Genomic DNA, 13,115 nt, shown 5'->3' on the forward strand with positions numbered 1-13,115 from the left:
TAATTAAAGTTGTTTTTTGTCATATAATTTTAGTTTATGGGTTAATAATTATTTCATTATTGTTAAAAGTAAAGCTAAACGATGCCGAATTACTAAAACTCGTCATTACCTGATGAATATCTTCTATATCAAATTTTGCTGTAAAATATCTATTTTCAAGCGCTTTATAATTGTTTATAAACGTGACATTATATTGGCGTTCTAACTTTTTTAAGATGTTTTTAAATGCCACCTCGTTAAGTATAAGTCTTCCTTTCATCCAGGCCGTGTGCATAGCTATATCTGCTGGATTGATAGAAATTAGGTCATTGTCTTTATTTAAAGAAGCTATATAACCGGGTTGTAAAACGGTTGTCGTCTCTTTATTATATGTTTCGTCCTTTTTATAGATACTTACAGAGCCTTCTACCAATACTGTATTGGTATGGGCATCTTCCGGATATGAAGTCATGTTAAACTGTGTACCAAGAACTCTCACATTTATTTCATCAGCATTCACTATAAAAGGGTGGTTTGTGTCTTTGACAACATCAAAATAGGCTTCACCATTTAAAAACACCTGACGGTCTAATCCTTTAATAAACTTGACCGGGTATTTTAATGAGGTTCCAGCATTTAAATGTACTAGTGTACCATCGGATAATTTAACATCAAAACGCTTACCATAAGGTACTGTAAGCGTGTTGTATGCTAAAGTTTCTGTATTAGAATTATCATCATAACTTAGTTGACTTCCTTCTTGCTTCCCAATAACTTCTCCTCTAGCGTCAATCACCTTGGTTGAACCATCCTCATTAATGACTTTAATAGTGCCATTGTCTAATTGAAGTGTGATATGTGTTTCATCAATAATAGGTTCTAATTTCTCATTAAAAAACCCTTGCTGGTAAAAATACCCTAATCCTAAAAAGAGGAATACTATTGCAGCATATTTTATCCATCCATTATATAAACGTTTTACTGGGTTTTGTGTTTTTTGAATACTTTTCCAAACTGCTGCGTAGGCTAGTTCAAAATCTATATCTTGCAAAGCTGTATTGGTGTCACTTAAATCACGTAAGTAAGTTTCAAATTCAACTTGATGTTTTGGTTTCTGTAACCATTTCTGCAATTCATCCAATTCAGAGACCGTAATGGTATTGTTTAAAAACTTATCTATTAGAGATTTCACGGGGTATTATTTTAATGTTCTTATTCTATATACGCTTCATTTTTTTACATCCCCTAAATTATTATCATTTTTTTTTTAATCTTTACATAAATTTTATTTCGCTTATGTCAATTTATACTTCCTGGAGTCATAAAGAATTAGTAATGGCAATACAACAAGGGGATAAAGTAGCTTTTAAGTTTTTGTTTGAGCAATACTATGGGCCATTGGTTGGTTACATCAGCACATATACACAAGACAAACAACTTTCGGAAGATATTGTACAACATAGTTTTATTACTTTATGGCAGAAACGAAGCAGGCTATCAAATGAAGCTTCTCCAAAAAACTATTTATATACCATAGCATATAATCGTTATATAGACCTACTTCGTAAAGAAAAACGGGTTGGTGGCTTACTAGAAGATCTTCGCATGGAAAACTTACGTAATCGTATTGAAGAAGATCGGGAATTTTTAGAAAAACGCCTATTTAAGTTAAAAAAAATAATAGAAGGATTACCTCCTCGTTGTAAAGAAATTTTGTACTTAAGTAGACAACGCGGATTAGAATATACAGAGATTGCAGAAAAACTTAAAATATCACCTAAAACAGTAGAGGAACAAATACGAATTGCCTTTAAGAAAATTCGGAAGGGGTTTGAAGACGGCCATTCCTTTCTTATTTTCATTAGAAAGATATTGAATCATCGTTAATATTTATGATAGTCTCTTTTGTTTTTATTAAGAAAACCTATGTTAACTGGTTTATACTTGTATACTAGTTATAAAACTTATTTTCGAATAGCATTAAAAACCATATTAAAATAAGTCATAGCATATGGTGCATAATTTGCTGATTTCTTTTCATCTTGCAGCTCCCTTTTTAGTTGATTCATTAAGATAAGCTTTAATTCTGCTACTTCCTCAATTTGCAATTTTAATGTTTCTAAAGGAACTGTAAGTTTGGTAATATATACATGATGAAATTCTTTATCTATAAGAGATTCTTGGTGTTTATAATTGGTTTTATAAGTTCCAATTTTTACTAACTCCTCGTTCTTTATTTCAAAACCCACCTCTTCTAACACCTCCCTTTTGGCTGCTTTTAACGGTTGTTCCCCTGCACCGATATGACCTGCAACAGACACATCCCATAAGTTAGGAAAGGTATCTTTATTTGCTGCACGTTTCTGAATAAGGACTTTACCAGAATCTGTATATAGCCATACATGAATACAAGAATGCCAATACCCAAATTGATGGGCTTCAGATTTTAAACAAACCTTTCCTGTATTATTTCCATGGTCATCAACTATATCTACAAATTCGTCCATAGTTTTTATAAAAATAAAATTCGGTAAATAAATGAGTTTTTAGTCTCAATTATTTACCGAATATATTACATAATTATTTTATTCTTTTTGCGAACTAATCTAATCTTCAAAAACATGTTTAGCATAATTCAATTGTAATGCATCATATCTACCTTTAAGGTGGTGTAATCGGTTTTTAAAATTCTCCCAATCTCTTGATTCTTTTGATGACCAAACAACTTCAGACAATGCAGTCATTCTTGGTAAAATCATATATTCAACATAGTCAGTTGTTTCCATATATTCGCTCCAAACATTTCCTTGAGCTCCTAAAATATATTTTTGTTCCTCAACGGTTAACTCTTCTGGTGTTGGTTCGTAAGCATACACTTTTTCAACAGGTAACTCACCTCCTATGGCCAAAGGTTCTTTATCTTTATCTGCTTTTAAAACTTGGTAATGATCAAAATAACAAGAGTGTCCTGGTGTCATAACTACATCGTGTTTTTGTTTTGCGGCTTCTATTCCGCCTTCAGTACCTCTCCAAGACATTACGGAAGCATTTGGTGCTAAACCGCCTTCTAAAATTTCGTCCCAACCAATAATATTTTTTCCTTTTGAGTTTAAATATTTTTCAATTCTGGTAATAAAATAGCTTTGTAAATGATGTTCATCTTTTAAACCTTCAGCTTTTATTCTAGCTTGACAACTTGGGCATTTTTTCCAATTATCTTTTGGGCATTCATCACCACCAATATGGATATAAGAAGCAGGAAATAAAGGAATGACTTCATCTAATACATCTTGTAAAAATGCAAAGGTTTCTTCTTTACCAGCACAAAAAACATCAGGAAAAACGCCCCATGTTTCTTGAACAATTTTAACGGTTCCATTTGCCTGAGCTTCTTTACTTGCTTCAGACATCATATCATTATGAACTGTCGTTTTTTCGTCAGGGAAACAACTTAGGTTTGGATAACCAGCAATGGCAGCACTACCATGACCAGGTAATTCTATTTCCGGAATTACAGTAACATGTTTCTCGGTAGCATAGGCTACTATTTCTTTAATATCTTCTTGAGTATAAAACCCGCCATATTTTTTTTGATCATTTCCAGTTCCTGGATGATGTCCTATAATCGTTCCGTTTCTCCAAGCTCCTACCTCAGTAAGCTTTGGGTATTTTTTAATTTCTATTCTCCACCCCTGATCTTCTGTTAAATGCCAATGAAATGTATTCATTTTATGCATGGCGATTAAATCGATATATTTTTTTATAAAATCTACAGGGAAAAAATGGCGAGCCACATCTAAATGCATACCTCTATACTTATAACGAGGATTATCTTTTATTGCTACAGCTGGAATAGTTAATTCTTTTAAAGTGCCATCACCAGTTTCCATACTTGCAGGCATTAATTGCCTCAAGGTTTGAATACCGTAAAACACGCCTTGTGCCGTTTTACCTGATATTTCAATCTTATTAAAAGCTACATCTAACACATAACCTTCTTCATTTTCAATTGTATCATCTAATTTTAGTTCAATATTTCCTTTACCTTCTGAAGAAAAAGCCACTGTTTCACCTGTTGCAGCGCTTAACATTCCTGCTAAAAATTCGCCTTCATTTTTTAAAACTTCACTACTAACAATTTTAGTATTAGAATCCACTAAGAATTTACCCGTTAATAATTCCATCTTTAATGGTTTCGGGATAATTTGATAATCTTGTTCTGCATTTACCACTTCTTTGTATTTATTTGAACAAGAAAAACTTAATAAGCTAATTAATGCTATAATTGACAACCTCTTTTTCATATTATTTTAGTGTTTATTATAATTGATATATTTTATCCATCAAGAGCCATTTTTCGCCTTCTTTTGCTATAGGTAAGGCTTGTTGATATTTCCACATGAGTGTTTCCCACTCTTGTACTTTTGGGTTTCCTGCATCCATTTGAGATTTTTTTTCTAAAGAAAAAGTATCATTAACCTCCATAATCATAAACATTCTATTACCTATCAAATAAATCTCCAGTTCTTCAATACCTGAATTTTTAATACTTGCTGTAATTTCCGGCCATATAAATTCATGGTATTTTTTGTATTCAGATATTCCTTTTGGATCATTCTTCAAATCTAATGCAAAACAATGTCTATTCATAGTTTTTTATTCTTAATTTGCATCGCTCTTAGTTATTAAATCGTATACTTTAAATGCTCTATAGCCATATAAAGCAACTACCAAAAAGCATATTAAAGGCAAGATAAAAGAGAAATTTACTTCGGGCACTCCCGCTATTCTGGTATCTGCATATCCTGAGCCACCAAAGTCTAGTATTAGCCCTTGTAAAATGGGCATAAAAGCACCACCTACAATAGCCATCACTAAAAATGCTGAAGCTGGTTTAGCATCATCTCCCAATCCGTAAAGTGCAATCCCATAAATTGTAGGGAACATTAAAGACATACAAAAAGATACACAAACCAAGCTATATAGTCCGCCTAGTCCTTCAATAAAAATGGTTCCTAAGCAAAAGACAACAGCACCAAAAGACAACAACATTAATAATTTTCCTGAATTAATGAACTTTAAAAGGTAGGTACATAAAAAACGTCCTAATAAAAATATTCCTAAAGCCATATATGCATAATTTACAGCTCTTCTGTTATCAATTCCTAAATTTTCTGCATATTGGTAAATATAGGTCCAACACATAATTTGAGCGCCTACATAGAACATTTGTGCAATAACACCTCCAACAAATCTTTCTTTTTTGAAAATTCGTTGTATAGAACGCCACATACCGGTACTACTATCACTTTCTTTCTTTTCCGGCATTTTCACTATAGCAATAAGTATCATCATAAAAATAACAAACAGACCTAAACCGACATAAGGATTTCTAATAACCAATAAGTCTGACGTTTTCACTGCTGCTTTGGCTGTTCCTGTTAATGTTTCATATATTCCATTTCCATTTGCATCTACATTGTCAGATTGCAGAGCTCCTAAAATAAATGTTTGAGCGACAAATAACCCGGACAAGGCTCCAACTGGATTAAATGCTTGTGCTAGATTTAAACGCTGTGTTGCAGTCTCTTCACTGCCCATTGCCATAATATATGGGTTTGCTGTAGTTTCTAAAAAAGCAAGACCAAATGTTAAAATATAAAGTGCCGCTAAAAAGAAAAAATAGTTTTCCATGGCAGCAGCCGGATAAAACAACAAAGCTCCTGCAGCATATAATATAAGCCCAACCAATATACCTACTTTATAAGAATATTTTTTAACTACAAAAGCAGCTGGAAGTGCCATCGTAAAATAGCCGCCATAAAAAGCTGCTTGAACCCAAGATGCTTGTGTGTTATTTAATTCTAAAATCTTTTTGAATGCAGATACCATCGGGTTTGTAATATCATTAGCAAAACCCCATAAAGCAAATAATGACGTTACTAAAATAAATGGAATTAAAACCTGCTTAGATACTATAGGAAGCTTTTGCGTGTCTTTCATATTTATGAATTATTAATTTGGTATTAGTATTAAATTATTTTAAAGCTCTATCTAAGTGTGTATAGCCCCCATCTACAAATAGTAACTGCCCTGTGGTGTGGCTAGATTTTTCCGAAAGTAAAAATGTAACCGTATTAGCAATTTCTTCTGCTGTAGTCATTCTTTTTTCGAAAGGTATTTTCTCAACTATTTTTTGTAGTTTTTCTTCCGGATTGTCGAATGTTTTTATCCATCTATCGTATAAAGGTGTATAGCATTCGGCTACAATTACGGCATTTACACGTATACTATAAGGCAATAATTCTACGGCCCATTCACGAGTTAATGCGTTACGACCACCATTGGCTGCAGCATAGGCAGATGTTCCTCCTTGTCCGGTAACCGAGGTTTTAGAACCTATATTAACTATAGCCCCTTTACTCTTTTTAAGTTCCGGAAGTGCATGGTGTCCCATTAAATAATAATGTGTTAAATTACGGTTTATGGACCTTAAAAAATCTTCGTGATTTCCGTTTTCTAGACCTACACCATCATTTATTCCAGCATTGTTAACCAGTCCATCAATACGTCCAAATTCTTTAACAACTTGCTCTACAGCTTCTTTACATTGTTTTGCATCTGTAAGTTCAGCAAAAGCATAAGACGCATTACCACCATAATCTTTAATAGCTTTAACAGCATCCAGAATGTTTGGTTTGTTTCTACCAATAATTACAGGAATAGCTCCTTCATTTGCTAGTACATTACAAATACCATTTCCTATACCTTTAGACCCTCCGGTTACTAGTATTACTTTATCTTTTAATTTTAAATCCATTTAAATTTTAGTTTTTCAATAAATATTCCAAAACATTCTTAATCTTTCTGTTATAATACCAAATAAACAGTAAGTAAGCCTTATAATTCGTTTCTATCACACTCAGATAAATAATAAAATAAAAGGTTTAACCCCAGAGCAAGCTCTGGCCTTTGAAAATCGCCCCAAGGGTTGAGGTATTAAACCTAAGATCCCGTTAGATACCGAAGCAAGTTCAGCACATGAAGCGGGATTAGCCTGCCACGACAAAGGCGTGGTTCAACTAGCTGTTTTGAAGGCATTGCTTCGCAACTTTTCAAAACAAAGTTTCACTAATAAAACCATAACTAGGCTATGCTTGGATTTTATTATTTATCTGAGTGTGATATAATTCAAATTATTTAAGGCTCATTTTAAAATTCATTTGGCATAAAAGTTAAACTAACATACCTAATAATAAAGAATTTTTAACAAAAATAATTTTTGAATGAATTTATATCTACCAATAAAAGGACTTTAACTGATACTTTTTTGATTTAAAAAAGTTCAAACGACAGTTAAAAGAGTTTTATAGCAAAATAATTTTCTGTTAATTGACTCTTTGTTCTTTTTTAATTTAAATTCATGATTTTGTTTACCCGATTAATATCCCCATTTCTGCAAAACTAGCTACCAAATAAAAAATGACTCATTTTCGCTATAATTAAAAAACTTTAAATGAGTTCATAATCTATAAATTGTAAAAACGTATCGCGTTATTACCCATTATTTTTATTTTGTCATCTGATGAAAACCTTGAAATATAGGTTTCAATAATATTTAATTGTTCTTGATATTCTGCTGCTAACAAACATACGGGCCAGTCTGAACCATACATGATTCTATCTATTCCAAAAGCTTCAAAAACCACATCTAAATACGGTTGAAAATCTGACAATCTCCATTGCTTTAAATCGGCTTCTGTTACCATTCCTGAGACTTTACAATATACATTTGGTGCTTTGGCTAATGTTGACATGTTGATCTTCCAATCATGAATTTTCGCATCCTTTATATACGGTTTTGCTATGTGATCTAACACGAATTTTTGATTTGGAAATTCTCTAACCAATTGAATTGCCGCTTCCAATTGTGGTGGAAACACTAAAATATCATAAGTCAAATTAAATTGTTGCAGCTTGCTAATTCCGTTTTGAAAATCTTTTCTTAACATAAAATCATTAGCTTCGGCCTGTACAATGTGCCGAACACCTTTTAATATGTTATTTTTAGAGTAATATTCAAGACGTTCCTCTACATTATCACTCAAAAGATCAACCCATCCTACGACTCCTTTTATAAAAGGGTTTTCTATAGCACATTGTAAAAGAAAATCTGTTTCATTTTCAGATTGGTCTGCTTGTACCGCTATACAACCATCTATTGTATTAGCTTCAAGAATAGGTTTTAAATCTTGAGGTAAAAAATCTTTCCGGATTACCGTCATAGAATCATCAATCCAAGCATCACGTACGGGATTGTATTTCCAAAAGTGTTGATGTGCATCTATTTTCATTATTAAAAGGCTATTTAATCAATTTATTATATTGTTCTCTAATAAATGCTCCCCAAGCATTATAACCTCCAGGGTTTAAGTGGATACCATCTCCTCCATAATAGTCCTTTTTTAAATCACCATTTTCATCACTAAAAGCCTTTAGCATATTATAATAATGGACATGCTTTTTGGAGGCTAAATGCGAAATCAATTCGTGTATCTTATTGTATTTTTTTCTTGCACCTGAATCTACTTTTGTACCGGTTGGTAATGGGCCAAAAAATAATATTTTAGATTTGGGAAGTTTTTCTTCTATCAATTTAATGTCTAGCGCAATGCCTTCGGCTATTTCTTCAGCCGTGTTAAATGCAAAATTATTAACTCCTATTGCTAGGGTAACCATTTTAGGGTCTCCCTTATCATAATATCCATTTTTCAACCTCCAAGCAACGTGCTCTGTTCTGTCACCAGAAATCCCAGCACTTACCCAATTTAGGTCTTTAAAATAAATATCTGCAGCTTGTTGACCGGGTTTATATGTGGTAAGTGTACGACTCCCTCCCCAGCCTTGTGTAATGGAGTTTCCTATTAATAATAAATCAAGTTTTCCCGAATTACGAATCAAAGAATCAATATCTTTCATCTGATACCACCAGCCTTTTCCTTCTTCCCAACCGGCAGCAGAGCGGTATTCTGATCCGGGTGCTATAATAGTTGCAAAATTAATTTTACGCTTAGTAGCTTGTAAAATAAAATCTACAATGGGTGTTGAGTTTTCTAAACTGTGTGGATGATGCCCAACATCTGCTTTATAAATGGTCGAAATATTTCCGCCAGCTTCTTCAATTTTTTGTTCGAATAAACGCGTGTTTTCATTTACTGGAACCACCTTATCTGCTTCACCACAAACGTGCATCATAGGAAACCCTGCTTTGGCAATACTAGCTGTTTTATGTATTGGATTTCCTTTAAAATCTACTAATGCTTTTTCTGAAGCAATATGATACATCTTTTTAAAAATTTCCCAATCATCAGCACTTCCAATACCTTTTCCTTTACCTCCAGGCCAACTTGTTCCATCTAAAACAGGAGCATCGGCATAGATACAAGCTACTTTTTCAGGATTTTCGGCTGCCCAATTATAGACTATTAAACCACCACGACTCATTCCTTCTAAAACTACTTTTTTTGAAAACCCGTTTTCAATCATTAATTTATAAAAATTATTCCAACGATCTACAGCTTCTCCATTTCCAAAAAAATGAGCAACATCACAATATGCAATATGAAAACCTCTTTCTAATAAAGCCATATCGGTTTGCGGTTCATGCCCCCAAAACCGTGCACGTAGCACCCAAGGTTTACCTTCTGCTATCCGTTTTGGTTCTACTATTTTACAAGGATTAGAATTATATTGAAAATCCGTTTGGGTAAATCCATGAAAATCAAACTGCTTTATTTCCGCAATTCTTGAGAGGTCAAATCCTTGACTATTTTTAGCTGTCTTTTGAACTATAGCTTCGTACAACCTCCTAGCGATTCGTGTAGCGCCTAATGATGAAGGATGAACGCCATCTGGAAGAAGGCTTGGTGAGTCAATAAACAGTTGATACAGGTCAATGACTTCACTTTTTGTATCATAAGCTACTTTTTGCGTTAATGGAATGATTTTATTTTTTATGATAGGATTCCAAATACTGGTAGTATCTTCTAAAAAAGAAGGAACCGGGAGTAATAAAACAATTCTGGTATCTTTATTCTTGTTCTTAAAAGATTGTATCAATTCTTTATAATCGGTTTCAAAATCCGTATCTAAATAAACTCTATTTTGTTGCTTGGTATCATTAGTTCCTAATTTTATAAATACCACATCTGGAGTGAACTCTAAAGCTTCTTGGTATGCATTAGACTCCCAATATGGATCATCTCCTTTTTTTAATAAGGTATTTCCACTCACTCCAAAATTCTCAACAAAATAAGCATCTCCTAACATGGCCTGTAATTGCTTTGGATATGCGTTCTGTTCTCTATTTGATACACCTGCCCCGTAGGTAATACTATTACCTATACAAGCAATTTTTATAGGCTTCGCTTTGTTGGCTATTTCTTTACATCCTAGACAAGACAAAACAATTAAAAAATGAACTACTAACTTTAATAAATATTTAACTTCCATCTATATCTAATTATTGAACCCATCTGTGCTACACGCCGTATATAAAAAAATCATGAACTACATTTTGTTTACTATTCTCCCTAATTGTTTATTTATATGCTTTCGTTATTTGTTTTGATGTGCCTAAACCATCTATCCCTAATTCTACGACATCTCCCGGTTTAAGATACTTTGGTGGGTCAAAACCTAAACCAACTCCAAATGGTGTACCGGTAGAAATAACATCTCCCGGTAGTAAGGTCATAAACTGGCTAATGTAACTTACTACTTCCTGTACATTAAAAATAAAATCGGAAGTATTACTATTTTGTACCATGTCTCCATTAAGTTTTAACCATAAGTTTAGATTATTCGGATTTGGTATTTCGTCTTGAGTAGCAATAAAAGGACCTAAGGGTGCAAACGTATCACAACCTTTACCTTTACACCATTGTCCTTCTTTCTCTATTTGAAAAGCTCTTTCACTAACATCATTATGTAATACATAACCTGCTATATGCTCTAAAGCATTTGCCTCTTCTACATAAGATGCTTTTTTACCTATTACAATAGCTAGTTCAACTTCCCAATCGGTTTTTTCGCTTCCTTTTGGGATAATAATGTCATCATTGGGCCCTACAATGGCACTGGTAGATTTAAAGAACAATACAGGTTCTTTTGGAATTGCCATGCCACTCTCTGCAGCATGTTGCGCATAATTTAGTCCCACACAAACCAATTTGGAAGGTCTAACTAATGGAGATCCTAAACGGGCATCGCCACTAATTATCGGGCACGTTGGCCCATTATTCTTTAACCATAATGCTAAACGTTCTACTCCTTCTGTTCCGAAGAAATTTTCGTTATAATCTTCACCAAATGCTGATACATCTATTCTCGATCCATCTTCTAATTCTATACCTGGTTTTTCATTGCCTACTGCTCCAAATCGTATTAATTTCATTTTTTCCTTTTGATTATTTCTCTCTTTAATTTTAGCTATATTTCTGTTATTCTTTGGTTTTTTAAAACCGTTTTGATAGCCTTTTCTAGCTTAGCAAATATAATTTCTGTTTTATTTAGTAATTTTAAAAGCCCATGCATAGTAGTCTTCTTCAGTGACCCTGTTAGGATTAAATGCAGGCATGTCTATTATCATATTCCTTCCTTCCATACGCCATTGCAATGCCTCTCCTGTAGCCAATAAAGTAACTTTTGCCTTTTTAGAAGGTTTAAATTTTCGTATAGTGAATGATTTACCAGGCCATTTAGGACTTATCGCATAATATGCCGATTCATTCCGAGTAAAGAAAAGTTCTTTAACACCATAACCTGGTTCTGGGTCTATGGTTTGTTTTAATATAAAATCGCCACCTAAATAGTGCTGTTTGGGTTTATAATCTTGTTTCCCTTTTATAGACCATTGAAACGACTTGTTCCATGGCTTTGTTTTATAAATAGCTTCTCCATTTATTTTTAACCATGCCCCAATTTGTTTTAATCGTTCTTGCATAATGACTGGTATTCTCCCTCTGGAATCTGGTCCGATATCTAACAATAAATTCCCTCCTGTACTTACAATATTAACAAGCATAAGGGTTAATGTTTTTGGAGAATTATAATCTTGTACATCTTCATTCTGATTGTAACCAAAAGAAAAGCCCATACCACGACATTCTTCCCATGGTTTTGTAAATTCTGGAGCTTCCGATTCGTATTCGGTTGTAAAATAACCTCCATGTTTTTTCCTAATGCCTTTTCCCCAACGATCATTAATTACAACATTATCTTTTACTGAAGATTCGTTAAAAAGCCATGCTAATAATTCGGGGGTTTTCCACTTTTCAGCCTCCATATCCCATTCGCCATCACCCCACAATGCATCCGGCTGGTATTTTTCTACTAAGTCTTTAAATTGTGGATGGAAGTGTTCGGATACAAAACGTTCTTTATCATTTTGCCACCAAGGGTGATACCATTCATATAAAGAATAATAAAAGCCCATCTTTACATCTGTCTTTTTTACAGCAGTTGTTAATTCGCCTACCAAATCTCTTTTTGGTCCAATATCAACACTGTTCCATGCAAACCCTCTATCGTTTGCCTCTTTACTGGGCCATAATGTAAATCCGTCGTGATGTTTAGTAGTTAACATAATATATTTTGCTCCGGATTCTTCAAATAAATCTGCCCAATCATCCGGCTCAAATAAGTCGGCTTTAAACATATCTCCAAACTCATAGTAACTAAAATGTGGACCATAGGTCTTCTCATGATACCGTGTTACTTCATCACCTTTAAAATCTCCGTTTCCAAAAAGGTTTCTACCTTGCATCCAACGTTGATACCATTCTGAGTATGTCCCTTTAGGCGACCATGCCGGAACTGAATAGGGACCCCAGTGTATAAAAATTCCAAATTTAGCATCCCCAAACCACTGTGCTACTGGACGTGAATCTATAGATTCCCAGGTAGGTTGATAGGTTGTTTGCCCCTGTATATTAAAGCTAAATGAGGCACTTATTATTAATAAAACTATTACTTTCTTCATGGTGTTTTATATATTTATTATTTAACAAACTTCTTTTTTATTATTGAACTCATTTAAACTTTTTGGAGTGAAGTGAAAAAGTAAAAATTGCCAT

At 33.5% G+C, this 13,115-nt stretch carries 11 protein-coding genes; 1 reads left to right on the forward strand and 10 read right to left on the reverse strand.

What is annotated here, in order from left to right; genetic code table 11:
- Positions 1–34 precede the first annotated feature (34 nt).
- Positions 35–1,171, reverse strand: coding sequence for a FecR family protein (locus tag Q4Q47_RS00500; protein ID WP_303304692.1), 1,137 nt, complete (start codon positions 1,169–1,171; stop codon positions 35–37).
- 104 nt (positions 1,172–1,275) lie between these two features.
- Here Q4Q47_RS00500 and Q4Q47_RS00505 point away from each other — a divergent pair, with 104 nt between their 5' ends.
- Entirely contained in the window at positions 1,276–1,866 is a 591-nt protein-coding gene (locus Q4Q47_RS00505; RefSeq protein WP_303304693.1) for an RNA polymerase sigma factor, read from the forward strand.
- A 77-nt stretch (positions 1,867–1,943) separates the two neighbouring features.
- Here the strand turns inward: Q4Q47_RS00505 and Q4Q47_RS00510 are convergent, their stop codons facing one another.
- The 9 genes from Q4Q47_RS00510 to Q4Q47_RS00550 all read right to left on the reverse strand — a co-directional run bounded on the left by Q4Q47_RS00510 (position 1,944) and on the right by Q4Q47_RS00550 (position 13,021).
- Positions 1,944–2,486: an NUDIX hydrolase gene (locus tag Q4Q47_RS00510; protein WP_303304694.1), complete on the reverse strand. Its 543-nt coding sequence runs from the start codon at positions 2,484–2,486 to the stop codon at positions 1,944–1,946.
- A 99-nt stretch (positions 2,487–2,585) separates the two neighbouring features.
- Positions 2,586–4,283 carry a beta-N-acetylhexosaminidase gene (locus tag Q4Q47_RS00515; protein ID WP_303304695.1) on the reverse strand — a complete coding sequence of 566 codons (1,698 nt, stop codon included), beginning with the start codon at positions 4,281–4,283 and terminating at the stop codon, positions 2,586–2,588.
- A gap of 16 nt (positions 4,284–4,299) precedes the next feature.
- The gene (locus tag Q4Q47_RS00520) at positions 4,300–4,629 is read right to left on the reverse strand and encodes an L-rhamnose mutarotase (RefSeq protein WP_303304696.1); all 330 of its coding nucleotides are present in this window, start codon (positions 4,627–4,629) and stop codon (positions 4,300–4,302) included.
- 12 nt (positions 4,630–4,641) lie between these two features.
- Positions 4,642–5,982, reverse strand: coding sequence for an L-fucose:H+ symporter permease (gene fucP, locus Q4Q47_RS00525; RefSeq protein ID WP_303304697.1), 1,341 nt, complete (start codon positions 5,980–5,982; stop codon positions 4,642–4,644).
- A gap of 34 nt (positions 5,983–6,016) precedes the next feature.
- Complete coding sequence (locus Q4Q47_RS00530; protein WP_303304698.1) at positions 6,017–6,799, reverse strand: SDR family oxidoreductase; 783 nt, start codon at positions 6,797–6,799, stop codon at positions 6,017–6,019.
- Between the two features lie 709 nt (positions 6,800–7,508).
- Positions 7,509–8,333 (reverse strand): amidohydrolase family protein, encoded by an 825-nt coding sequence (locus tag Q4Q47_RS00535; protein WP_303304699.1) that lies wholly within the window; start codon positions 8,331–8,333, stop codon positions 7,509–7,511.
- A gap of 10 nt (positions 8,334–8,343) precedes the next feature.
- Positions 8,344–10,491, reverse strand: coding sequence for a GDSL-type esterase/lipase family protein (locus Q4Q47_RS00540; RefSeq protein ID WP_303304700.1), 2,148 nt, complete (start codon positions 10,489–10,491; stop codon positions 8,344–8,346).
- 88 nt (positions 10,492–10,579) lie between these two features.
- Positions 10,580–11,434, reverse strand: coding sequence for a fumarylacetoacetate hydrolase family protein (locus Q4Q47_RS00545; RefSeq protein ID WP_303304701.1), 855 nt, complete (start codon positions 11,432–11,434; stop codon positions 10,580–10,582).
- Positions 11,435–11,545: 111 nt separating this feature from the next.
- Positions 11,546–13,021, reverse strand: coding sequence for an alpha-L-fucosidase (locus tag Q4Q47_RS00550; RefSeq protein WP_303304702.1), 1,476 nt, complete (start codon positions 13,019–13,021; stop codon positions 11,546–11,548).
- Positions 13,022–13,115 lie beyond the last annotated feature (94 nt).

Source organism: Flavivirga spongiicola, assembly GCF_030540825.1.
GTDB classification, from domain to species: Bacteria; Bacteroidota; Bacteroidia; order Flavobacteriales; family Flavobacteriaceae; genus Flavivirga; species Flavivirga spongiicola.

Coding starts and splice junctions, on each gene's coding strand:
- Q4Q47_RS00505 (WP_303304693.1), top strand. CDS start 1,276: ATGTCAATTTATACTTCCTGGAGTCATAAAGAATTAGTAATGGCAATA.
- Q4Q47_RS00510 (WP_303304694.1), bottom strand. CDS start 2,486: ATGGACGAATTTGTAGATATAGTTGATGACCATGGAAATAATACAGGA.
- Q4Q47_RS00515 (WP_303304695.1), bottom strand. CDS start 4,283: ATGAAAAAGAGGTTGTCAATTATAGCATTAATTAGCTTATTAAGTTTT.
- Q4Q47_RS00520 (WP_303304696.1), bottom strand. CDS start 4,629: ATGAATAGACATTGTTTTGCATTAGATTTGAAGAATGATCCAAAAGGA.
- fucP (WP_303304697.1), bottom strand. CDS start 5,982: ATGAAAGACACGCAAAAGCTTCCTATAGTATCTAAGCAGGTTTTAATT.
- Q4Q47_RS00530 (WP_303304698.1), bottom strand. CDS start 6,799: ATGGATTTAAAATTAAAAGATAAAGTAATACTAGTAACCGGAGGGTCT.
- Q4Q47_RS00535 (WP_303304699.1), bottom strand. CDS start 8,333: ATGAAAATAGATGCACATCAACACTTTTGGAAATACAATCCCGTACGT.
- Q4Q47_RS00540 (WP_303304700.1), bottom strand. CDS start 10,491: ATGGAAGTTAAATATTTATTAAAGTTAGTAGTTCATTTTTTAATTGTT.
- Q4Q47_RS00545 (WP_303304701.1), bottom strand. CDS start 11,434: ATGAAATTAATACGATTTGGAGCAGTAGGCAATGAAAAACCAGGTATA.
- Q4Q47_RS00550 (WP_303304702.1), bottom strand. CDS start 13,021: ATGAAGAAAGTAATAGTTTTATTAATAATAAGTGCCTCATTTAGCTTT.